The 21,559-nt window shown below is 67.2% G+C and carries 20 protein-coding genes; 16 read left to right on the top strand and 4 right to left on the bottom strand.

What is annotated here, in order from left to right; all coding sequences use genetic code 11:
- The 15 genes from AC1DYN_RS01415 to AC1DYN_RS01345 all read left to right on the top strand — a co-directional run.
- Positions 1-301 (top strand): carbohydrate porin (locus AC1DYN_RS01415; RefSeq protein WP_477957300.1); only part of this gene is annotated, 301 nt, incomplete at its 5' end.
- A 197-nt stretch (positions 302-498) separates the two neighbouring features.
- Complete coding sequence (gene xylF, locus AC1DYN_RS01410; RefSeq protein ID WP_477957299.1) at positions 499-1,521, top strand: D-xylose ABC transporter substrate-binding protein; 1,023 nt, start codon at positions 499-501, stop codon at positions 1,519-1,521.
- A gap of 53 nt (positions 1,522-1,574) precedes the next feature.
- Positions 1,575-2,705, top strand: a complete 1,131-nt coding sequence (locus tag AC1DYN_RS01405; RefSeq protein ID WP_477957306.1) for a sugar ABC transporter permease — start codon at positions 1,575-1,577, stop codon at positions 2,703-2,705.
- 3 nt (positions 2,706-2,708) lie between these two features.
- Positions 2,709-3,488 (top strand): ATP-binding cassette domain-containing protein, encoded by a 780-nt coding sequence (locus tag AC1DYN_RS01400; RefSeq protein ID WP_477957298.1) that lies wholly within the window; start codon positions 2,709-2,711, stop codon positions 3,486-3,488.
- A 130-nt stretch (positions 3,489-3,618) separates the two neighbouring features.
- A complete protein-coding gene (locus tag AC1DYN_RS01395) occupies positions 3,619-4,179 on the top strand; it encodes a DUF2889 domain-containing protein (protein ID WP_477957297.1) in 561 nt (186 codons plus the stop codon).
- Between the two features lie 32 nt (positions 4,180-4,211).
- Positions 4,212-5,375: an ADP-forming succinate--CoA ligase subunit beta gene (gene sucC / locus AC1DYN_RS01390; protein WP_477957296.1), complete on the top strand. Its 1,164-nt coding sequence runs from the start codon at positions 4,212-4,214 to the stop codon at positions 5,373-5,375.
- Positions 5,376-5,404: 29 nt separating this feature from the next.
- Positions 5,405-6,298: a succinate--CoA ligase subunit alpha gene (gene sucD, locus AC1DYN_RS01385; protein ID WP_477957295.1), complete on the top strand. Its 894-nt coding sequence runs from the start codon at positions 5,405-5,407 to the stop codon at positions 6,296-6,298.
- Positions 6,299-6,450: 152 nt separating this feature from the next.
- Positions 6,451-7,155, top strand: a complete 705-nt coding sequence (locus tag AC1DYN_RS01380; RefSeq protein ID WP_477957294.1) for a TerC family protein — start codon at positions 6,451-6,453, stop codon at positions 7,153-7,155.
- A gap of 49 nt (positions 7,156-7,204) precedes the next feature.
- A complete protein-coding gene (locus AC1DYN_RS01375; RefSeq protein ID WP_477957293.1) occupies positions 7,205-8,482 on the top strand; it encodes a serine/threonine-protein kinase in 1,278 nt (425 codons plus the stop codon).
- A gap of 48 nt (positions 8,483-8,530) precedes the next feature.
- Positions 8,531-9,313: a Stp1/IreP family PP2C-type Ser/Thr phosphatase gene (locus AC1DYN_RS01370; RefSeq protein ID WP_477957305.1), complete on the top strand. Its 783-nt coding sequence runs from the start codon at positions 8,531-8,533 to the stop codon at positions 9,311-9,313.
- A gap of 80 nt (positions 9,314-9,393) precedes the next feature.
- On the top strand, positions 9,394-10,062 hold the full coding sequence (locus AC1DYN_RS01365) for an FHA domain-containing protein (protein ID WP_477957292.1): 669 nt from the start codon (positions 9,394-9,396) through the stop codon (positions 10,060-10,062).
- Positions 10,063-10,269: 207 nt separating this feature from the next.
- On the top strand, positions 10,270-11,046 hold the full coding sequence (locus AC1DYN_RS01360) for an MBL fold metallo-hydrolase (RefSeq protein ID WP_477957291.1): 777 nt from the start codon (positions 10,270-10,272) through the stop codon (positions 11,044-11,046).
- Between the two features lie 12 nt (positions 11,047-11,058).
- The gene (locus tag AC1DYN_RS01355) at positions 11,059-13,569 is read left to right on the top strand and encodes a tetratricopeptide repeat protein (protein ID WP_477957290.1); all 2,511 of its coding nucleotides are present in this window, start codon (positions 11,059-11,061) and stop codon (positions 13,567-13,569) included.
- A gap of 150 nt (positions 13,570-13,719) precedes the next feature.
- On the top strand, positions 13,720-14,145 hold the full coding sequence (locus tag AC1DYN_RS01350; RefSeq protein WP_477957289.1) for a pilin: 426 nt from the start codon (positions 13,720-13,722) through the stop codon (positions 14,143-14,145).
- A gap of 70 nt (positions 14,146-14,215) precedes the next feature.
- On the top strand, positions 14,216-15,946 hold the full coding sequence (locus tag AC1DYN_RS01345) for a PglL family O-oligosaccharyltransferase (RefSeq protein ID WP_477957288.1): 1,731 nt from the start codon (positions 14,216-14,218) through the stop codon (positions 15,944-15,946).
- Between the two features lie 3 nt (positions 15,947-15,949).
- On the opposite strand, the gene AC1DYN_RS01340 is transcribed toward AC1DYN_RS01345, so the two are convergent.
- The 3 genes from AC1DYN_RS01340 to AC1DYN_RS01330 are packed head-to-tail and all read right to left on the bottom strand — an operon-like array spanning position 15,950 to position 19,138.
- A complete protein-coding gene (locus AC1DYN_RS01340; protein ID WP_477957287.1) occupies positions 15,950-16,831 on the bottom strand; it encodes a TylF/MycF/NovP-related O-methyltransferase in 882 nt (293 codons plus the stop codon).
- 44 nt (positions 16,832-16,875) lie between these two features.
- Positions 16,876-18,819 (bottom strand): O-linked N-acetylglucosamine transferase, SPINDLY family protein, encoded by a 1,944-nt coding sequence (locus AC1DYN_RS01335; protein ID WP_477957286.1) that lies wholly within the window; start codon positions 18,817-18,819, stop codon positions 16,876-16,878.
- Between the two features lie 25 nt (positions 18,820-18,844).
- Positions 18,845-19,138 (bottom strand): hypothetical protein, encoded by a 294-nt coding sequence (locus tag AC1DYN_RS01330; RefSeq protein WP_477957285.1) that lies wholly within the window; start codon positions 19,136-19,138, stop codon positions 18,845-18,847.
- A 67-nt stretch (positions 19,139-19,205) separates the two neighbouring features.
- Here AC1DYN_RS01330 and AC1DYN_RS01325 point away from each other — a divergent pair, with 67 nt between their 5' ends.
- Entirely contained in the window at positions 19,206-20,975 is a 1,770-nt protein-coding gene (locus AC1DYN_RS01325; protein ID WP_477957284.1) for a PglL family O-oligosaccharyltransferase, read from the top strand.
- On the opposite strand, the gene moaC is transcribed toward AC1DYN_RS01325, so the two are convergent.
- Complete coding sequence (gene moaC / locus AC1DYN_RS01320) at positions 20,968-21,483, bottom strand: cyclic pyranopterin monophosphate synthase MoaC (protein WP_477957283.1); 516 nt, start codon at positions 21,481-21,483, stop codon at positions 20,968-20,970. The two genes, AC1DYN_RS01325 and moaC, sit on opposite strands and share 8 nt — an antisense overlap.
- Positions 21,484-21,559: the final 76 nt, after the last annotated feature.

Here is a 21,559-nt window from a genome sequence, read left to right as displayed (position 1 = left end):
GGTGGGCGGACGCGGCTCGTACGCGCTGACGAAGAACTTCAAGCTGGTGGCCGAAACGGCGTACGTGCAGAAGAAGCCGGAGAACGGCGAGACGCAGAAGCTGGCGAAGTTCACCTTCGCGCCGACGCTGTCGACGGGCCCGGGCTTCTGGAACCGCCCGGAACTGCGCCTGTACGTGACCACGGCCAAGTGGAACGCGGCAGCCAACGCGGCCGAGAACGGCGGCCTGGGCGTCACCGGCCGCAACGACGGCAAGACCAAGGGCACTTCCTATGGTGCTCAAGCGGAAATCTGGTTCTGATTGCTTGACCTGACGACGACTCCTTCAAGGGCCCTGCGGGGCCCTTTTTCATTGCAGCTGTCCGACATCAGGGCTTGTCCCGATGACGCCAAAACGGATTGCGGCAACATTTCGTTCGTCACTCRAACTATGTCGGGAAGGCCGAACTTGGGCCTGTCGTCGACCGAAGTGATGCCCCCACAAGACAGGAGAGAGACATGCACATCAAGCACACCCTGGGCGCCGTCGCGCTCGCACTTTGCAGCTCCGCCGCCTTCGCCCAGCTGACCGTCGGCGTCAGCTGGTCCAACTTCCAGGAAGAGCGCTGGAAGACCGACGAGGCGGCCATCAAGGCCCAGCTCGAGAAGCTCGGTGCGAAGTACGTCAGCGCCGATGCCGGCGGCTCGCCGGAGAAGCAGCTGGCCGACATCGAGGGCCTGATGTCCAAGGGCGCCAAGGTGCTGATCGTGCTGGCGATGGACAAGGACGCGATCCTGCCGGCCGTCAACAAGGCCACCAAGCAGAAGGTGCCGGTGGTGGCCTACGACCGCCTGATCGAGGCGCCGGGCGTGTTCTACATCACCTTCGACAACAAGGAGGTCGGCCGCCTGCAGGCGCGCGCGGTCTACAAGGCCCAGCCCAAGGGCAACTACGTGATGATCAAGGGCTCGCCGACCGACCCGAACGCCAATTTCCTGCGCGAAGGCCAGCAGGAGATCATCGATGCCGCCGTCAAGAAGGGCGACATCAAGATCGTCGGCGAGGAGTACACCGACGGCTGGAAGCCCGAGGTCGCGCAGAAGAACATGGAGCAGATCATCACGAAGAACGGCGGCAAGATCGATGCCGTCGTGGCCTCCAACGACGGCACGGCCGGCGGCGTGGTGGCGGCGCTCACCGGCAAGGGCATCAAGGGCATCCCGGTGTCGGGCCAGGACGGCGACTTCGCCGCGCTGAACCGCGTTGCCGCCGGCTCGCAGACGGTGTCGGTGTGGAAGGACGCGCGCGACCTGGGCCGTGAAGCGGCCAGCGCCGCGGTCGCGCTCGGCAGCGGCAAGAAGCCCGAGAAGGCCGTCAGCTGGAACGGCGGCGAGAAGAAGATCGCGCTGCAGTCGCGCTTCCTGGCGCCGGTGGCCATCACGCGCGACAACCTCGACGTCGTCGTCAAGGCCGGCTGGATCAAGAAGGACGAGCTCTGCAAGGGCGTGGCGGGCGACAAGGTGCCTGCGGCCTGCAAGTGACCTCGCTGCTTGCACACCTGCGCCGGGCCGCCGTCGACTGGCGGCTGGTGCTGATGGGCGCGGTGCTCGCCGTGATGTCGCTGGTGTTCCACGCGATGTCCGGCGGCATCTTCCTGAGCCCGGAGAACCTCTACAACATCGCGCAGCAGACGGCGGTGGTCGGCATCGTCGCCACCGTCATGGTGCTGGTGATCGTCGCGCGCCACATCGACCTGTCGGTGGGCTCGACGATGGGCTTCGTCGGCGTGCTGATCGCCTACCTGCAGTACACGGCCGGCTGGTCGTGGCCGGCGGCCTGCCTGGCCGGGCTGGCGGTGGCGCTGCTGGTGTCGGTGTACCAGGGCGGGCTGACGGCGGTGCTGGGCGTGCCGTCCTTCGTCGTCACGCTGGGCGGGCTGATGTCGTTCCGCGGCGCGGCCTTCCTGGTGGCCGACGGCAAGACGCAGCCGGTCAGCGACGACTTCTTCCTGACGCTCGGCGGGGGCTACGACGGCGCGATCGGCGTCGGCCCGAGCTGGCTGCTGGGCGGGCTGCTCAGCCTGGCGCTGGTGGCGCGCATGCTGCTGCGGCGCCGCGCGAAGCAGCGCCACGGCATGGCGCAGCAGCCGCTGTGGGTCGACGGCCTGCTGGTGGCGCTGACGATCGCGCTGCTGCTCGGCTTCGTGGCCGTGATGTCGGCCTACCAGATCTCGTCCAAGACCGAGGCGCAGGGCATCCCGGTGCCGGTGCTGATCTGGGGCGTGGTGGCCGGCGGGCTGTCGTTCATCGTGCACCGCACGCGCTTCGGGCGCTACGTCTTCGCGATGGGCGGCAACCCGGACGCGGCGGCGCTGGTCGGCATCCCGGTGCGGCGCGTCACGCTGATGCTGTTCGCGCTGCTGGGCGTGCTGATCACGGTGGCCGCCATCGTGTCCGTGGCGCGGCTGAACGCCGGCACCAACTCGCTGGGCAGCGGCATGGAGCTGTACGTGATCGCCGCCGCGGTGATCGGCGGCACCGCGCTGGCCGGCGGCAGCGGCTCCATCCTCGGCTCGGTGCTGGGCGCGCTGATCATGCAGTCGCTGGACAGCGGCATGCTGCTGCTGGACGTGCCGATCGGCAAGCGCATGGTCATCATCGGCCAGGTGCTGATCGTCGCGGTCGTGTTCGACGTCCTCTACCGCCGCTACGTGCAGGAAAGCTGACCGATGCCATCCAAGGTGGAACCCCTGGTCGAACTGGTCGACATCCACAAGGCCTTCGGCGGCGTGCGCGCCGTCGAGGGCGTCAACCTGAACCTGTACCCCGGCGAGGTGGTCGCGCTGCTGGGCCACAACGGCGCCGGCAAGTCGACGCTGATGAAGATGCTGGCCGGCGCCTACCCGATCGACAGCGGCGAGACGCGCATCGCCGGCCGCAAGGTGCAGATCCGCACGCCGGCCGAGGCGCAGTCGCACGGCATCGAGACCATCTACCAGACGCTCGCGCTGGCCGACAACCTCGATTCGGTGGCCAACCTGTTCCTCGGCCGCGAGAAGCTGACGCCGTGGCGCACGCTGGACGACCACTTCATGGAGGTGCAGGCGCGGCAGGTCTTCCAGCGCCTGAACAAGAACTTCACCAACATCCGCACGCCGGTGCGGCGGTTGTCGGGCGGCCAGCGCCAGGTGGTCGCGATCTCGCGCGCGATCTACTTCAATGCGCGCATCCTGGTGATGGACGAGCCCTGCGCGGCGCTCGGGCCGGAAGAGACGCGCATGGTCGGCAACCTGGTGCGCCAGCTGAAGTCCGAAGGCGTCGGCATCTTCCTGATCAGCCACGACATGCCGGACGTGTTCGAACTCAGCGACCGCCTCGCGGTGATGAAGAACGGCCGGCTGGTGGGCACCTACCGCACTGCCGACGTCACCGAGGACGAGGTGCTGGGCATGATCATCCTCGGCAAGCAGCCGGCGGGAAAAGTACAGGCCTTGACGCCCGCCGGCTGACCCGCCCGGCCGCTTGCTGCGGTGCGGGATGCTACATTTCGGGGGTTTGCCCTGAGGGCTGCGCGGGCCCGGCCTTCCAGGCTCGTCCGCGGCTGTAACCACCCTGAAACCCCGACCGATGGCCTTGCCCATGGCCTTGCCCACCGCAGCGCCCGAGCGTCAGCTCAAGCACCGACGCAGCATCGACGTGCGCGTGTACGCGCGCGGCAACGGCCTGTGGGAGGTGGATGCGCACCTGGGCGACGTCAAGACGCGCGACGCGAAGCTGGCCGGCGAAGTCCGGCACGCCGGTGACCCGATCCACGACATGCTGCTGCGGCTGGTCATCGACGAGGCCTTCAACATCCTCGAGGCCGGCTCCGAGACGCGCTGGATGCCCTACCCGGGCCACTGCAACGAACACGGCGACGCCTATGCGCGCCTGGTCGGCCTGAACCTGCTGAAGGGCTTCCGCCAGGCCGTGCGCGAGCGCCTGGGCGGCGTGCAGGGCTGCACCCACCTGACCGAGCTGACCCAGGTGCTGCCGACCGCCGTCGTGCAGGCCTTCGCCGGCGAGGTGCTGGACACGCGGGAGGACAATGCGTCCGGCCAGCAACCGTTCCAGCTCGACCGCTGCCACGCACTGCGCACCGACGGCCCCGTCGTGCGCACCCATTACCCCCGCTGGTACCGAGCGTTGCCCGCCCGTTGACCATTTCTAGAAACTGAGCGAGAGAGTCTGCGATGAAAATCCATGAGTACCAAGGCAAGGAAATCCTGCGCCAGGCCGGTGTCCCGGTCCCCAAGGGCTACCCGGCCTTCAGCGTGCTGGAAGCCACCGAGGCGGCCCAGAAGCTGGGCGGCCCGGTGTGGGTCGTGAAGGCCCAGATCCACGCGGGCGGCCGCGGCAAGGGCGGCGGCGTCAAGCTGGCGCGCTCGCTCGACGACGTCAAGAAGCTGTCCGGCGAGATCCTCGGCATGCAGCTGAAGACGCACCAGACCGGCCCCGAGGGCCAGAAGGTGCGCCGCCTGCTGATCGAGGAAGGCGCGGACATCAAGAAGGAGTACTACGTCGCCGCCGTCACCGACCGCGCGACCCAGAAGGTCGCGATGATGGCCAGCAGCGAAGGCGGCATGGACATCGAGGAAGTCGCCCACAGCACGCCCGAGAAGATCATCAAGGTCTTCATCGACCCGCTGACCGGCATGACCGACGCGCAGGGCATCGAGCTGGCCAACGGCATCGGCGTGCCGCAGGCCTCGCAGGCCCAGGCGGTCGACGTCTTCAAGAAGCTGTACGGCGTCTACATGGCCACCGACGCGTCGCTGGCCGAGATCAACCCGCTGATCCTCGAAGGCAACGGCAGCATCAAGGCGCTGGACGCGAAGTTCAACTTCGACTCGAACGCGCTGTTCCGCCACCCCGAGATCACCGCCTACCGCGACCTCGACGAAGAGGATCCGGCCGAGATCGAGGCCAGCAAGTTCGACCTCGCCTACATCCAGCTCGACGGCAACATCGGCTGCCTGGTCAACGGCGCGGGCCTGGCGATGGCGACGATGGATACCATCAAGCTGTTCGGCGGCGAGCCGGCCAACTTCCTGGACGTGGGCGGCGGCGCGACGGCCGAGAAGGTCACCGAGGCCTTCAAGATCATGCTGAAGAACCCGAAGGTCAAGGCGATCCTCGTCAACATCTTCGGCGGCATCATGCGCTGCGACACCATCGCCGAGGGCGTGATCGCCGCATGCAAGGCGGTCAACCTGTCGGTGCCGCTGGTCGTGCGCATGAAGGGCACGAACGAAGACCTGGGCAAGAAGATGCTGGCCGACAGCGGCCTGCCCATCATCAGCGCCGACTCGATGGCCGAGGCGGCCCAGAAGGTCATGGGCGCCCTGAAGGCCTGAACCCGCGCGACGACCCCGAAGGAACATCCATGAGCATCCTGATCAACAAAGACACCAAGGTCATCACGCAGGGCATCACCGGCAAGACGGGCCAGTTCCACACCCGCATGTGCCGTGACTACGCGAACGGCAAGAACTGCTTCGTCGCCGGCGTGAACCCGAAGAAGGCCGGCGAAGATTTCGAAGGCATCCCGATCTTCGCCAACGTGCGCGACGCGGCCGCCAGCACCGGCGCCACCGTCAGCGTGATCTACGTGCCGCCGGCGGGCGCCGCCGCGGCCATCTGGGAGGCCGTCGAGGCCGACCTGGATCTCGCCATCTGCATCACCGAAGGCATTCCCGTGAAGGACATGCTGGAAGTGCGCAACAGGATGAAGCAGAAGGAAGCCCGCGGCGGCAAGAAGACGCTGCTGCTGGGCCCCAACTGCCCCGGCCTGATCACGCCGGACGAGATCAAGATCGGCATCATGCCGGGCCACATCCACCGCAAGGGCCGCATCGGCGTGGTCTCGCGCTCGGGCACGCTGACGTATGAAGCGGTGGCCCAGCTGACCGAGATCGGCCTGGGCCAGTCGAGCGCGGTCGGCATCGGCGGCGACCCGATCAACGGCCTGAAGCACATCGACGTGATGCAGATGTTCAACGACGATCCGGGCACCGATGCGGTGATCATGATCGGCGAGATCGGCGGCCCGGACGAGGCCGATGCGGCGCGCTGGTGCAAGGACCACATGAAGAAGCCGATCGTCGGCTTCATCGCCGGCGTCACCGCGCCCCCCGGCAAGCGCATGGGCCATGCCGGCGCGCTGATCTCGGGCGGCGCCGACACGGCCGACGCGAAGCTGGAGATCATGGAAGCCTGCGGCTTCACCGTGACGCGCAACCCGTCGGAGATGGGCAAGCTGCTGAAGGGCCTGCTCTAAGCCGTTCCGCGCTCGTGCGAAGGGCCGCCCGCCGAGGCGGCCCTTTTCGCTTCGGACGCCCGTCCGCTGTGGAAACTACAGAAGCGCACGGCGTCCGGGGTGAAAGACAATTCCGCCTTTCCCGTCAACAACATTAGCAACAGGATCCACCCATGGACTTCACGTCAGGAGCCTTGTGGGGCGCTTTCGGCGCCATCATCGCCGCCAACATCCTGCTGTCCGGCGACAACGCCGTGGTGATCGCGATGGCTGCGCGTTCGCTGCCGCAGGAGCAGCAGAAGAAGGCCATCTTCTGGGGCAGCGCCGCCGCGATCGTGATGCGGATCGTGCTGACCATCGTCGCGGTGCAGCTGCTGCAGCTGCCGTACCTGAAAGTGATCGGCGGCGTGCTGCTGCTGTGGATCGGCGTGCAGCTGCTGGTCGATGCCGAGGACGACGGCGAGGTCAAGTCGCACGGCACGATGGGCGCGGCGATCCGCACCATCCTGGTGGCCGACCTGGTGATGAGCGTCGACAACGTGCTGGCCGTGGCCGGTGCCGCCGACCGCGCGCCCGAGAATGCCCGCCTGCCGCTGCTGATCGTCGGCCTGGCGCTGTCGATCCCGCTGATCATCGCCGGCAGCACGCTGCTGATGAAGATCATGGACCGCTTCCCGATCATCATCACGCTGGGCGCCGCGCTGCTGGGCTTCCTGGCCGGCGAGATGTTCGTCAGCGACCCGTCGACCCGCGACTGGTTCCACGCCACCGTCCCGGAGGCTGACTTCATCGTCGGCGGGCTGTGTGCGGTGCTGGTGGTCGTGGTCGGGCTGTGGCTGCAAAAGCGTGGTGCGTCCAAGGCCGCGGCCGAGGGCTGAAAGCCGGGTCGCTGTGATAAGGTGACCGCTCCAACCCACGGGGCCCACGGTGCGGGCCATCGCCTTGGCAAGAACAACGTCGATCGCGATCGTGGCCGTGCTGCTTGCACTGAGCGTCGCCCACGTCTGCCTGGTCCTGCCGCGCCTGCCGGCAGGGCGCGGCCGTCTCGCGACGGTGGTGTTGGCGGTGGTGCAGGCCTTGCTGGGCTGGGGCCTGTTGTCGGCTGCGGCCTGGCTGTCGTGGGCCGCGCCGCTGGCCGCCCTGCTCACCGGCCACCTGGGTTTCGAAAGCGGGCGAGCCCGTCGCACGCCTGAGGCCGGCGCTGCCGCCGCCCCGGCGACGGCGCCGCCACCGGCGGTCTCCACCCGCCCTGGCGCCGGCGGCGGCACGCTGGGCCGCTACCGCATCGAGCGCGAGATCGGCCGCGGCGCGATGGGCGCCGTCTACCTGGGGCGCGACAGCAAGATCGGCCGTCAGGTCGCGATCAAGACGATGGCGCTGAGCCAGGAATTCGAGGGCGACGAGCTGGCCGAGGCGCGCCGCCGCTTCTTCCGCGAGGCCGAGACGGCCGGCCGGCTGCAGCACCCGGACATCGTCACCATCTACGACGCCGGCGAGGACCAGGAGCTCGCCTACATCGCGATGGAGTACCTGAAGGGCGAAGACCTGCAACGCCACAGCCAGCCCGGGCGGCTGCTGCCGGTGCCGCAGGTGCTGCGCATCGTGGCGCGCATCGCCGAGGCGCTGGCCTATGCGCACAGCCAGGGCGTGGTGCACCGCGACATCAAGCCGGCCAACGTGATGGTCGACCTGGCGGCCGATGCGGTGAAGGTCACCGATTTCGGCATTGCCCGCATCTCCGATTCCAGCCGCACCCGCACCGGCATGGTGCTGGGCACGCCGTCGTTCATGTCGCCCGAGCAGCTCGCCGGGCTGCGGGTCGATGGCCGCAGCGACCTCTATTCGCTGGGCGTCCTGCTGTTCCAGATGCTGACCGGCCTGCTGCCGCACCGCTCGGAATCGATGGCCACGCTGATGCACCAGATCGCCAACGAGCCGGCGGCCGACGTGCGCACGCTGCGCCCGGAACTGCCGGAGATGCTGGCCAACGTGGTCACGCTGGCGCTCGAGAAACGCCCGGAAGTGCGCTATGCCGACGGGCGGCAGCTGGCCGCCGACCTGCGCCAGGTGGCCTCGCTGTTGGAGGCCGCCCCACCGCTGGAAGCCCTGCCGGCCGCGCCGGCTGTAGGATCCGCACCCCCCGATTCCAGCGGATTCGCCGCGACCGTCAAGTTCGATCGAGCCGATCCAAGGCACAATTCCTGACCCCCTCGGTTTGAAGGTTCGATGACTCTGCCCGTGTCCGCCAACGCCATGTCGCTTGAATTCTTCAGTGCCACGGACACCGGCCGAGCGCGCAACAACAACGAGGATTCCGTCGCGGTGCACGAGGCATCGGCCCTGGTGGTGCTGGCCGATGGCATGGGCGGCTACAACGCCGGCGAGGTCGCCAGCGGCATGGCCACCTCGTTCATCAAGACCGAACTGGGCCGCTGGCTGCAGGAAGCGTCGGGCAATGCGTCCGACACCGACGTGCGCCGGGCGATGGACATCTGCGTGGACAACGCCAACCGGGCGATCTTCAACGCGGCCAATTCCAACCCGCAGTACGCCGGCATGGGCACGACGCTGGTGGTCGGCGCCTTCCGCGACGGCAGGCTGCTGATGGGCCATGTCGGCGATTCGCGCGGCTACCGCTTTCGCGCCGGCCGATTGCAACAGATCACGCACGACCACTCGCTGCTGCAGGAACAGATCGATTCGGGGCTGATCACGCCCGAGCAGGCCGCGTTTTCCGCCAACAAGAACCTGGTGACGCGCGCCGTCGGCGTCGAGGACACCGTGCTGCTGGAGACCCACCTGCACGACCTGATGCCGGGAGACATCTACTTACTGTGCTCCGACGGGCTGTCTGACATGCTGGACGACGAAAGCATCGGCCAGGTGTTGCAGGCGCACGACTCGCTCGAAGAGGCGGGTGCCGCGCTGATTGACGCGGCCAATGACGCCGGTGGAAAGGATAATATCGCGGTGGTCTTGGTCCGGGTACGGGGCCAGAGCATTGCGCCCCGGTCCTGGTGGCCGTTCCGGCGTTGAGGTTGCCAGCTCCGAGGTTGCCAGCTCATTTCGAACGGCCCACAGGGGCCCAGACATACAAGAGAGACTAGAGGTCAAGCATGGGCAAGTTGGTCGTATCGCTCGACGGGGTCGTGATCAAGGAAGTGCAGATCACCAAGGACAAGACGACCCTTGGACGGCGGCCCTACAACGACATCGTGATCGACAACCTGGCCGTCAGCGGCGAGCACGCGGTGCTGCAGATGGTGGGCTCCGACGTCTTCATCGAAGACCTGAACAGCACCAACGGCACCTACATCAACGGCAAGGCCGTCAAGAAGCAGCTGCTGGCGCACAACGACACGGTCGAAATCGGCAAGTACAAGATCAAGTACCTGGTCGAGGACGGCACCGACTACGAGAAGACGATGATCATGAAGCCGGGCGCCGCGCCGGTGCCGTCTGCCCAGGGCTTTGCGCAAACCTTGGCCCCGGCCTCCGGTTTCGGCGGATTGGGCCAGTCGTCCAACCCGGCGACGATCAAGGTGCTCAACGGCGCCGCCGCCGGCCGCGAGGTCGCGCTGACCAAGGTCGTGACCACCGTCGGCAAGCCGGGCGTGCAGGTGGCCTCGATCACGAAGCGCCCGGGCGGCTACGTGTTCGCCCACGTCGAAGGCGCGACCCGCCCGACGATCAACGGCAACCCGCTGTCCAGCGACACGCTGCCGCTGAAGAACGGTGACGTGATCGAGCTGGCCGGCACGCAGATGCAGTTCGTGCAGGCCTGATGGCCTGACTCCCAGGCTCGGCGCCGGCGAAGGTTTCCTGTAGCCCGGCCGGCGTGAAGCAATTCACGTCGACCCCGACTGGCGGGTATCGAGGTGTTCAAGGCGGCCCCAATCGCGGCTTCGCACCTTGCATCGCGCGGCGGTCACGGTCAGCATTGAGCGCTCCATCCTGCGGGTCCGCCCGCGCCGCTCGCCTCTGCCTCCGCCATGAAAATACGCGTCCTCGGGTGCTCCGGGGCCATTGCCGCTGGCAGCCGAACCACCGCCTTCCTGGTCGACCGCGACGTGCTCGTGGATGCCGGAACGGGCGTCGGCGACCTCTCGCTCGACGAGCTGGCGCAAGTCGACCACATCCTGATCAGCCACTCGCACCTCGATCACATCCTGTCGATCGGGCTGCTGGCCGACAGCGTGATGCGCCGGCGCATGGCCGCCGGCCGGCCGCCGATCGTCGTGCACGCGCTGCCGCAGACCCTCGAGGCGCTGCGCCAGCACATCTTCAACGGCGTGATCTGGCCCGATTTCACCCGCCTGCCCAGCCGCGAGCAGCCGGTGCTGCAGTTGCGGCCGTTCGAGGTCGGCCAGCAGTTGCTGCTGGGCGGCAAGACCTTCGAGGTGCTGAGCGCGGCCCACACGGTGCCGGCGGTCGGCTTCGGCCTGCAGGGCCGGGACGGCTGGTGGATCTACACCGGCGACACCGGCCCCAATCCGCCGCTGTGGGAGCGCCTGGCGCAGCTGAAGGTGGCCCACCTCGTGATCGAGACCGCCTTCAGCGACGACGAGCGGCAGCTGGCGCGCATCAGCCGGCACCTGTGCCCGGCCGCGCTCGGCCACGAACTGGCATCGCTGAAGGACAGCGTCGACGTGCACATCACCCACATCAAGCCGGGCGAGACCGACGCCGTGATGAGCGAGATCGCGGGCCTTGCTACCATCCACCGGATTCGCATGCTCGTCGCCGGCGACGTGATCGACGTGGGTTGACTCCGAGGGTTTATGGGATTCTTCGACTGGTTGCGCGGGCCGCAACGCGCTGCTGCGGCGATGGCGCCGGAACCGGAACCGGAACGCGAGACGGTTGATCCGTCGAAACTGGGTGTGGAGTTGCTCAAGGCCGGCCAGATGCTGGCGGCGTCGCAGCAATTCCGGGCGGCGGTGGCGAAGGAGCCGGAGATCGCGGCGCATCACGTCAACCTGGCTTATGCACTGCAACAGCTCGGCGAAGCGGCTGAAGCGACCGAGCAGTTGCGGCAGGCCGTTTCCCTCGACCCGCAATCGTTCGATGCGCAGTACATGCTGGCCGGGGCGCTCGAAAGCGTGCCGGATCTCGACGCAGCTGTCGAGCACATGCGCATGGCGCTGGCGTTGCGGCCGGATTTCGAGCCGGCGCGTGCCGACCTGTGCCGCATGCTGGCGCTGAAGGGGGACGCTGCTGATGCCCGGGCCATCATCGAGGAAGCGATCGCGCGGAATCCGCTGAACCCGGACTTCCACCACTACCTTGGAAACGTTTGTACCGCCGAAGGGCAGCCGGATGCCGCCATTGCGCACTATCGCCGCGCACTTGAACTTCGGCCGGACTATGCGCAGGTCATCGCCAACATCGGCAGCGTGCAGCGCAGCCAGGGCTTGTTCGAGGAAGCCATTGCGAGCTACGAGCAGGCGATCGACGTGGATCCGACGCTGGCCGACGCTCACGTGAAATGGGGCATGTTGCGCAACGCGCAGGGCCGTTACGCCGAGGCGGAAGTGGCTCTGCGGCGCGCGCTGGAACTGGATCCACGCAACGCGGACACGCTGAGCGAGCTGGGTGGGGTCTGCAGGGCCCAGGGCAAGACGGTGCAGGCGGTCGAGCACTATCGCCGCGTCTTGGCGTTGCGGCCGGACCTCTCGAGTGCCTATGCCAATCTGGGCCTCGTGCTGGACGAGAATGGTCAAGCCGGCGAGGCAATCGCCGTCTACCGTCAGGGCCTGTCGGTCAAGCCAATTGCCGAGATCCATGGCAACCTCGCCATCGCACTGGCCAAACTCGGCAACATCGACGAGGCTATCGAGCACTACGAGGAGGCGATCCGGCTGGATCCTGACAATCCACACGCGCGATGCAACCTGGCCAGCGCGCTGGGCGACATGGGTGCGACGGAGCGCGCCATTGCGGCGTATCGCGAAGTCCTTCGGCGATGGCCCGATCACCTGATCGCCCACAGCAACCTCTTGTTCTATCTGGCGATCACCGACCACGAAACGCCGGACCAGTACCTGGCCGAGGCGCGCCGCTTCGATGCCAAGTTGACGCGCGCACCGTTGCCTCCTGCAGCCCCGCGCGACAGGGCGCCGGGCCGACCCTTGCGCGTCGGCTTCGTGTCCGGCGACTTCCGGGTGCATCCGGTCGGGTTGTTCATCGAGGGCATCCTGAATCACCTGGATCCCGGCAAGCTGGAACTCGTCGGCTACCACACGCAAGGCCTGGAGGATGCGCTCACGGCACGGGTCAAGCAGCGCTTCAAGCACTGGGTTGTCCTCAAGGGCCTGGACGACGAGACCGCGGCGCGCCGCATCCGGTCGGACGAAGTCGACATCCTGATCGACCTGTCCGGGCACAGCGCTGAAAACCGCCTGGGCGTCTTCGCGTACCGCCCTGCGCCCTTGCAGATCACTTGGCTGGGCTACTTTGCGAGTACCGGTGTCAGCGCGATCGACTATGTCCTGGCCGACGAGGGCTGCGTGCCGCCCGGCAACGAAGCGCAGTTCAGCGAGCGCGTCTGGCGGCTGCCGCAGACGCGGCTGTGCTTCACGCCGCCGCCGGCCGATACGACGCCACCGGTCGAGCCGCTGCCGGCGCTGCAGCGCGGCGTGATCACGTTCGGCTGCTTCCAGCGCCTGCCGAAGATCACCGACGATGTCATCAGCCTGTGGGGCGAGGTCATGGAACGGCTGCCGGGCTCGCGCTTGCTGATCCAGAGCGTCCAGACCGGACGGGCGAAGGCCGTCGAGCAGACCCTGGCCCGTCTGGCGCGTGTCGGCATCACTGCTGACCGCGTGATGATCCGCGGCCCCGTATCGCGCGACGCCTACCTCAAGACCTACTCAGAGATCGATATCGTGCTCGACACCTTCCCGTTTCCTGGCGGGACGACGACCTGCGAAGCCTTGTGGATGGGGGTGCCCACGCTGACCCTGTGCGGCGAGACCATGATCTCGCGCCAGGGCGAGACCATGCTGCGAGCGGCTGACCTGCCGGAATGGGTGGCGGTGGACCGCGGCGATTATGTTCGCAAGGGCGTGCAACTCGCCACCGACATCGACGCGTTGGTCCGCCTGCGCGAATCGATGAGAAGCCGGGTCGCCGCCTCCGCTTTGTTCGACGTGCGCCTCTTTGCCCGCCGGCTCGAGGATGCGCTCGAGGCGATCTGGCGCGAACACGTTGTTGCCGATGCAGATGGGCGGCACTCTAACGCCCTGACACAAAACGTCGGGCGAGCTGCCCCGGAAGACGTCGTCGAATGACAAGTTTGGTCGCTTCGGTGTCAGATGCACCACGAAAGCGCGGAGCATTACCGTTCTAGGGGGGTGGATTGCGTTGGCATGAACGCTGCAAATGAGAAGTGCGAGCGGCAGTTCCGTCTCTTTCCTCAACCGACTCAGGAGCCATTCCTCATGAAACGCGTCCAACAAGGCTTTACCCTCATTGAACTGATGATCGTCGTGGCGATCATCGGCATCCTGGCAGCGGTTGCGCTGCCGGCCTACCGCGACTACACGGTCCGCGCCAAGGTCTCCGAAGTGATCCTGGCCGCTTCGTCGGGCAAGACCTCGATTTCGGAACAAGCTGCCAGCTACGGCGGCATGCCGACCACGACGTCGGGCGTCATCAACAGCCAACAGTCGCAATGGGTTTCCAGCGTGGCCTACAGCAGCGCTGGTACCGCAAATGGCACGATTACCGCGATCGCCAAGAGCGAACCCGCCATCTCTGGCTCGAACATCACCTTGGTTGGCAACTTCGACACGTCGACTGGCCAAGTGTCCTGGTCTTGCAGCGGCACGATCCAAGCGAAGTACCTGCCTTCCAGCTGCAAGTAATCGGTTCCTAGCTGACCAGATAAAGGCCTCTTCGGAGGCCTTTTCTGCTTGAGCGTTCACTGCCTTCGACATGACTCTGAATCCCGCCGCATTGCCTGTTCACGGGCCGATGGATTCGCCGATACGGCTCATGCTCTGGGGGGCCGCCGTTTGCGCGTCGCTGGCGTGGCTGATGCCGACCCACGAACTGCCATGGACCGCGTTCCATGCTGAACTCGCCATGGCGATGGCAGCGCTGCTGGGCTGCACGGCGATCCTGCACGCCCTTCGCTGGCGGATTGCGGCCGTGCCGTCTCTGGCTGTCGCCGCTGCGGCCATGGCCGCCATTCCGCTCCTGCAATTCCTGGCCGGCACGCTGAGTTTTCTCGGCGACGCGATCCTGGCCAGCCTGTACCTGCTCTCGTTCGCCGCGATGGTTGTCGCCGGTCATCATGCGAGCCGTCTGTGGTCGGGCAGTCGCGTACTGGAAGCATCTGCCTGGACAGCGCTGCTCGGGGCCATCGCTTCTTCCGCAATGGCCCTGTGTCAATGGCTGGTGCCGGATGACTTGCCGATGCTGGTGAACCAACTCATTCCGCACGAGAGACCGTACGCGAACCTGCTCCAACCCAACCTGCTGGCAACGCTGCTGGTACTGGGGTTGCTCGCTACCGCTTGCCTGTTCGATCGCCGACGCATCGGCACATTGGCCAGCGTGCTGCTGGCCGGACTGCTCGCTTTCGGCCTCGTCCTGGCGCAAGCCCGTGTCGCCTGGCTCGAACTGGTGGTCATCCTGGCGCTGGCCATCTGCAAGCGCCGTGCTTGGACCGGCCGCCTCGGCCTGCGGCACCTGGCTGTCGGCGTGGCACTGCTGGCGTTGGCTCAACTGGCGTGGACGCTTCTCGATCCGATGCTGGGCGAATCGGTCGCACGCGATGCGGTGTTGAGAGAGCAGTCAACCGGAAATCGCCTCATCCACTGGCGCGAGATGGTGGCTGCCTTGCAGCTGCAACCCTGGGAGGGGTACGGTTGGATGGGATCGGGCGTGGCTCAATATGCCGTCGTTGCCGGGTTTCCGGCCACGCATGAAGTGCTGGCATACAGCCATAACCTGGTTCTCGACCTGCTGGTCTGGAACGGCGTGCCACTGGGCCTGGCGATGGTTGCCTGGCTCTGCGCCTGGCTGTGGCGCACCGTGAGGCATACGGCTGATTCGACCACCTTGCTCGCACTTGCCGGCTTGATGGCGATGCTGGTCCACGCCCAGGTGGAATTTCCGCTCGCGTACACCTACTTCCTGCTGCCGGCCGGCATGTTGTGCGGATTGCTGTGTGCGAACGTCCTGCCGGCATCGGTGCGCGCCACTCCGGTGTGGGTGTCGCCACTGCTGCTGTGCTGTGCGACGGGCGTCCTCGTCGTGGTGTCTCTCGATTACTTCGCCATCGAGCAGAAGATGCGGATGCTGCGATTCGAGCAGGCCCGCATCGGCCTCGGCAAGTCCCGTCCTGATGCGGCGCCGATTCGCATGCTCACCCATCTGGACGCAGTGCTGCGACTGGGGCGGACGCCCGAGCGAGAGAACATGACCGAGGCCCAACTTGCAGAGATGCGCAGAGTCGTTGCCCGCTTTCCTTCCGGGCCGAACATGGTCCGCCTTGCAGCGGCCCTGGCCTTGAATCAGCGGCCTGACGAGTCGGCGCAGGTACTCCGACGAATCTGCAAACTCGAGACGGAGCCGGGATGCCGGAACATGCAGGTGTTGTGGGCCGCGCTGGCCGTCCGGCAGCCCGCCCTCCTCCAAGTGACTTGGCCTGCGCCGTGAAGCTCAGCGCTTGATCACCAGGCCCTGACCCGTGGGCAGCGGCATGACGCGGTACTGGCGCGCATCGAACCACACGTCCTCCGCCAGCTTCTGTACGCGGTAGGGGCCTGCCCATTCGTAGTCGTCGAGGATCAGCACGCCCCCCGGCACCATGCGGTCGAAGAGATGGTCGAGCGCGGCGATCTCCGCGGGTGCCTGGTTCAGGTCGATGTGCATGTAGGCGATGCTCTCGGGGCAGCCTTGGGCAAAGACATCGGGGATTGTTCCCTTCAACAGGTTCACCTGCGGGTAAGCCGCGAACTTCTGTCGTACGCGCTCATACAACCCTGCTCCATGCTCGGGCATGGCGTGGTGCAGCATCGTGTCATCGTGCTCGAACAGGTCATAGCCCCAGAAGGTGCGCGGAAAGTCCGTTCCTCCGAGGTAGTCCATCACCGTTTTCATGCCGACGCCCGTGTAGGCGCCGCATTCGACGAAATCGCCACCCAGCTGAACGCAGTGGTACGCGGCACAGGCCAGCACATACCGCCGCCACAGGATCGCTTGGTCGGCAGCGCTCTCGATATTGGTCTTCCAGGCCTGCACGAACGGCTGGTCGTCCAGCATCGACATGTTGCGGCCCCAGGTCAGCAGGTTGTCGCCGAAATAGTGACCGTCATTCACCAAGTCGGCAATCGTTCGCGCCGATGACGCGACAGCCTCGTTGTTGCGAGTCGACCAGAGGATCGGAAAGAAGAAGTTGGGGACGCGATCCGGTGCCGGGGTCGACAGCGCCGGCAGTTTCACCGCGGCATTCGAAGCCGTGCGCTGCAGCTGGCCGAAAACGTGATCGCCTTGCAGCGGTCTGGATGAAAACAAGCGGCGCAGCAAGCGGGTCAGGATCATCGGTTTCTTTCTAGAAGTTCAAGATTCAAGACATGGGAATCGGCTCAGGCGGCCGATTCGTCGACGCCGGCCATGATGCGCAGCGCCGCCTGCAGATGTGCCGCGAAGCGTCCGGCATCGAACAATGGTGACGCTGCAGCCTGCTCGCGCAACCCGGCGCGCAGGCAAGCCAGCGCGTCGATGTCGCCCGCGTGGCGAACCGCCAACTCGACATAGTGTGCCTCGTCGCGCGCCACCCAGTCCGCGAGACCCACGCAGCCGAGCAGGCTCGCACCCTGGCGCGCCAGCATCGTCGACCCGGCCAGCGTCACGGTGGGAACGCCCATCCACAGGGCTTCGCAGGTGGTGGTCGCCCCGCTGTGCGGAAAGGTGTCGAGCAGGATGTCGATCTCGGCGTGGGCCGCCAGGTAGGCCAGACGCGCGCTCGCCGGCACCAGCTCGACGCGCCGGGCGTCGACGCCGACCCGTTGCAGCCGTGCGAGCAGTTGCCGGCGTGCTGTCGGATCCTGCATCTGCTTCGACTGCAACCGAAGGCGCGAACCCGGCACTGCCGCCAGCACCTGGGCCCACAGCGTCAGCACCGCATCATGGAGCTTGGTGAGGCGCTGGAAGGATCCGAACGTGACATGGCCCTTGGCGACGACCGGTGGCGTTGCCACTTCGGGCACACCGTCGCCCCCCGGCGCCGTGAAGCACAGGCGGGTGTCGGGAAGGTAGCAGATCGACTCGCTGAAGAATCCGCGCTGCTCCGGTGGCACGGAGACCGGATCGGCAATCAGCCAGTCCATGGCCGGCACGCCGGTGCTCGCCCAATACCCCAACCAGCTGACCTGGACCGGTGCCGGACGCCGCGCGAATACCGGCAGCCGGTTCTCCGCGGTGTGGCCGGACAGGTCGACCAGCACATCGATGCGGTCCGCGGCGATCTTGCGCGCCGCCGTGTCGTCGTCGAGGCTGGAAATGTCGTGCCATTCGCTGAAGCGTCCCTTGAGCCGGGCCGTGAGCTCATCGCCTGCGGCCCGGTTGCTGTAGGCGATCGCATCCATCTTCCCCCTGGGGTCCCAGTGCGCCAGCACGCTGTCCAGGAAGAACCCGACCGGGTGGTTGTGAAGGTCGGCGGACACGAAGCCGATCCGCAACGGCTGGCCCGCACCGGCCAACCCACCGGTTCGGCGGACCGTCGACAAGATCGTCGCGGGCGTCACCGCCTCGCCGTAGCGACGCGCTTCCTCCAGGTATGCCTGTGGCGACGTATGACCATCGCTGGACAGCGTCATCAGCAGGTTGCTGCGGGCGAAATGCAAGGAAGGATCAAGCGCCAGGGCACGCCGTGCCGCCGCTGCCGCGCCATCGAAATCGCTGAGCTGCAGCAAAGCCTGCGACTTGTTGCTGAGCGCCACGGCAAGCTTGGGTTCGATGGCCAGCGCGCGGTCGTAGCTGGCCAGTGCAGCATCGAGTTCCATCTCGTGCAGCGCGATGTTGCCGAGAAAGAGGTACAGATCGGGCGAGCGCGGGTCGAGCGCCGCTGCGGTGTGCAACAGCGCCTTTGCACGCGCATGCTGGCCAATGTCGTGCAAGGCCTTGGCCAGGTCGCGATGCGCGGCGACGAAATCCCCGTTGAGGGCCAGCGCCCGCTCGAAGGCCGGGACCGAAGCCGCTGGCTGATGCAGCTTCGCCAGCGCGGTGCCGAGCAGGTAGTGCGCATCGGCCGAGTCAGGCGCGAGCACTGCGGCCTGGCGCAGCACCGGCAAGGCTTCGGCTGGCCGGTTCAATTCGAGCAGCACGAAACCGAGATTGACGTGAGCATCGGCATTGTGCGGTGCAGCCTCCGCGGCCAGGCGATAGCGTGCGGCCGCCTCCTCGAGTCGGCCATTGCCGAGCAAGGCATTTCCATCCTGGATGTGAGCTGCCGCGGTGGCGCCGCCGTCATCTGCAGGCGTGGCTGCGCTGCGATCCCGTGCCAGCAGTCTCCTGAGCCAGCCCGTCACCGCCGGCCCCCGCCCGCTGCGCCGCTCACAGCCGGTGCATCAGCCACTCGGTCAGGCCGTCGACGTACTCCGTGTCGTAGCCGGCGTCGCGCAGCACCCACTTGAACGCATTGCCGAGCTTGGCCTTCTTGTAGACGTTCATCGAGCGGCCGGTCTTGAAGTTGAACACCTGCAGGTCGACCTTCTTCAGGACCTCCTGCGTCTTGGTGGCGAACTGCTTGGTGCTGAACGGCGACTCGAAGGGCACGCGCTCGATGTAGAACTTCGCCAGCTGTGTGCCGAAGGCCTGTTCTTCCTTCGCGTCCAACCATTTCAGCATTTGCGCTCCTCCAGGGCACTGACCGGTCGGCAAGTTTACTTGCTGGCGCCTCGGGCAGAATTCCCGGATGACCTCTTCCTCTCGCGCCGAGCCGGCCCTCGTCGGCGGTCTCGCCCTGGCGGCCATCGCCGTTCCCTCGCTGCTCGCCTTCAACGTTCCTCCGTCGGCGACGCTGTTGAACCAGGCGGCGGCACTGGCGGGATGGGGCGTTCTGGCGCTGGTGCTGTGCGCCACGGTGCCGCTGCAGGCCGGTGCGCGGCGCGATGCGGCGCCGTCGCTGGCGGCCACCGCGGCCCTGCTGATCCTCGCGCTCTCGGCACTGGCTGCCGGCGGGGTCTCGGGCCTGCCGTGGCCGCTGGCGCTGTCGTCCGCCGGGATGATCCTTGCCAGCGTCGTCGTGCTGGCGGTCGGCGTAGCCGTCGGCAGGTCGCTCGACCAGCGCGATCCGGTCTTCCGGGCCTTTTGCGTCGCCATGTTCATCGCCGGGCTGCTCAGCCTCGCGGTGGCCGGGGTCCAGTCGTTCGCACCACAATGGGCCGACGGCAACTGGATCGCCCACCCCGCCACGCCGGGGCGGGCCGGCGGCAACCTGCGCCAGCCCAACCACCTGAGCAGCCTGCTCGTGTGGTCGCTCGCGGCATTGGTGTGCCTGCACGAAGCCTGGATCGAGCGTCCGCGCGGTCCGCTGCTGGCCGTGGGCCGCGCCGTGTCGCTCGTGGCCATGGGCGCGCTGGTCCTCGGCGTCGTGCTGACGGTGTCCCGCACCGGCATGGTCTGCGTGCTGTTGCTGGCCGTGTGGGGGATCGCCGACCGCAGCCTGTCGCGCTTCACGCGCATGCTGCTGTGGCTGGCGCCGGTGCTGTACGTGCTGGCATGGATGTTTGCCACGGCCGGCGCGCAAACCTTCGCCGGCGATTCGCAGATCCACCGCTCGGATCCCTCCAGCTCGCGCTTCGGCATCTGGGCCAACGCGCTGTCGCTGATCGCGCAGCATCCGTGGTTCGGCGTCGGCTGGGGCGAGTTCAACTTCGCATGGACGCTGACGCCCTTCCCCGGCCGGCCGGGTGCATTCTTCGACCACACACACAACCTGCCGCTGCAGCTGCTCGTCGAGCTCGGCATCCCGTTGGCACTGCTGATCATCGGGTTGCTGCTGTGGGCGCTGTGGAAGGCGTTCGCCGCGTCGCGCCAGGCGCACTCGGCCGACGTGCTGACGCAGCGCAGCGCGCTCGCCATGGTGCTGATGATGGCGGTGCACAGCATGCTCGAGTACCCCCTCTGGTATGCCTACTTCCTGCTGCCCACGGCCTTCGCGCTCGGCATCTGCCTGGGGGGCGTCGGCCAGGACCGCGCCGCGGCTGCCCGCGCCATGCCGCGCGCGTCGGTGGCCCTGGGCATCGGCTCGGCCCTGCTCGTCCTCGGCGCCATCGTGTCGGTGACCGACTACATGCGGGTCGTGGTCATCTTCTCGCCGCCGATCAATGCTGCGCCGCTGCCGGACCGCATCGCCGACGGCCAGCGCAGCTGGCTGTTCGCACACCACGCCGACTACGCGGCCGGCACCACCGTCGAACACCCCGGCGAGGCGCTGGCCGCCTTCAAGCGCGCGCCGCACTACCTGCTGGACACCCGCCTGATGATGGCCTGGGCCAGGGCCCTCGACGAAAGCGGCGATACCGACCGCGCGCGCTATGTCGCGCAGCGCCTGCGCGAGTTCAACAACCCGGGGTCGGACGAGTTCTTCGCACCCTGCGCACTGCCGCGCACCGATGCGGCGCCGCTGCCGTTCCAGTGCCTGCCGCCGGATCGCCCGCTGACCTACGAGGATTTCAGGTAGGCACGGCCCAGTCGCCCGACTTCCCTCCCTGCTTCTCCAGCACCCGGATCTCGCCCATCACCATCCCCCGGTCGACCGCCTTGCACATGTCGTAGACCGTCAGCAGCCCGACCTGCACCGCGGTCAGCGCCTCCATCTCGACGCCGGTGCGCCCGAGCGTCTCGACCTGCGCGGTGCAGCGCACCAGGTTCTCGGCGGCGTCGAGCTCGAAGTCGACTGCCACCTTCGTGATCGGCAGCGGGTGGCACAGCGGCACCAGCTCGGCGGTGCGCTTGCTGGCCTGGATCGCGGCGATGCGCGCGATGCCGATCACGTCGCCCTTCTTCGCGCCGCCGGAGGCGATCAGCGCGAACGTCGCCGGCAGCATCCGGATCACCCCGCTGGCCCGCGCGATGCGGTGCGTCTCGGCCTTGGCCGACACGTCGACCATGTGCGCCTGGCCCTGCGCGTCGAAGTGCGTCAGCGCCGCGGCGGGTTCCGCCTGCACTGGTGGAAGGGGCTTGGTCATGGGGGGAAACATCCGGGCAACGTGGCGCTGGCATCATAGCGACCGGCCGCCCTTGCTCCTGCAGTCGTCCTGCAGC

It is taken from the genome of Rhizobacter sp. P2_D12 (assembly GCF_056404395.1).
The sequence above is the reverse complement of the archived record's forward strand: the minus strand, read 5'-3'. Positions and strand labels throughout refer to the sequence as shown.

Coding starts and splice junctions, on each gene's coding strand:
- AC1DYN_RS01370 (WP_477957305.1), top strand. CDS start 8,531: ATGTCGCTTGAATTCTTCAGTGCCACGGACACCGGCCGAGCGCGCAAC.
- AC1DYN_RS01400 (WP_477957298.1), top strand. CDS start 2,709: ATGCCATCCAAGGTGGAACCCCTGGTCGAACTGGTCGACATCCACAAG.
- AC1DYN_RS01360 (WP_477957291.1), top strand. CDS start 10,270: ATGAAAATACGCGTCCTCGGGTGCTCCGGGGCCATTGCCGCTGGCAGC.
- AC1DYN_RS01380 (WP_477957294.1), top strand. CDS start 6,451: ATGGACTTCACGTCAGGAGCCTTGTGGGGCGCTTTCGGCGCCATCATC.
- AC1DYN_RS01330 (WP_477957285.1), bottom strand. CDS start 19,138: ATGCTGAAATGGTTGGACGCGAAGGAAGAACAGGCCTTCGGCACACAG.
- AC1DYN_RS01345 (WP_477957288.1), top strand. CDS start 14,216: ATGACTCTGAATCCCGCCGCATTGCCTGTTCACGGGCCGATGGATTCG.
- AC1DYN_RS01350 (WP_477957289.1), top strand. CDS start 13,720: ATGAAACGCGTCCAACAAGGCTTTACCCTCATTGAACTGATGATCGTC.
- AC1DYN_RS01365 (WP_477957292.1), top strand. CDS start 9,394: ATGGGCAAGTTGGTCGTATCGCTCGACGGGGTCGTGATCAAGGAAGTG.
- AC1DYN_RS01340 (WP_477957287.1), bottom strand. CDS start 16,831: ATGATCCTGACCCGCTTGCTGCGCCGCTTGTTTTCATCCAGACCGCTG.
- sucC (WP_477957296.1), top strand. CDS start 4,212: ATGAAAATCCATGAGTACCAAGGCAAGGAAATCCTGCGCCAGGCCGGT.
- AC1DYN_RS01405 (WP_477957306.1), top strand. CDS start 1,575: ATGGGCGCGGTGCTCGCCGTGATGTCGCTGGTGTTCCACGCGATGTCC.
- AC1DYN_RS01395 (WP_477957297.1), top strand. CDS start 3,619: ATGGCCTTGCCCACCGCAGCGCCCGAGCGTCAGCTCAAGCACCGACGC.
- moaC (WP_477957283.1), bottom strand. CDS start 21,483: ATGACCAAGCCCCTTCCACCAGTGCAGGCGGAACCCGCCGCGGCGCTG.
- sucD (WP_477957295.1), top strand. CDS start 5,405: ATGAGCATCCTGATCAACAAAGACACCAAGGTCATCACGCAGGGCATC.
- xylF (WP_477957299.1), top strand. CDS start 499: ATGCACATCAAGCACACCCTGGGCGCCGTCGCGCTCGCACTTTGCAGC.
- AC1DYN_RS01325 (WP_477957284.1), top strand. CDS start 19,206: ATGACCTCTTCCTCTCGCGCCGAGCCGGCCCTCGTCGGCGGTCTCGCC.
- AC1DYN_RS01355 (WP_477957290.1), top strand. CDS start 11,059: ATGGGATTCTTCGACTGGTTGCGCGGGCCGCAACGCGCTGCTGCGGCG.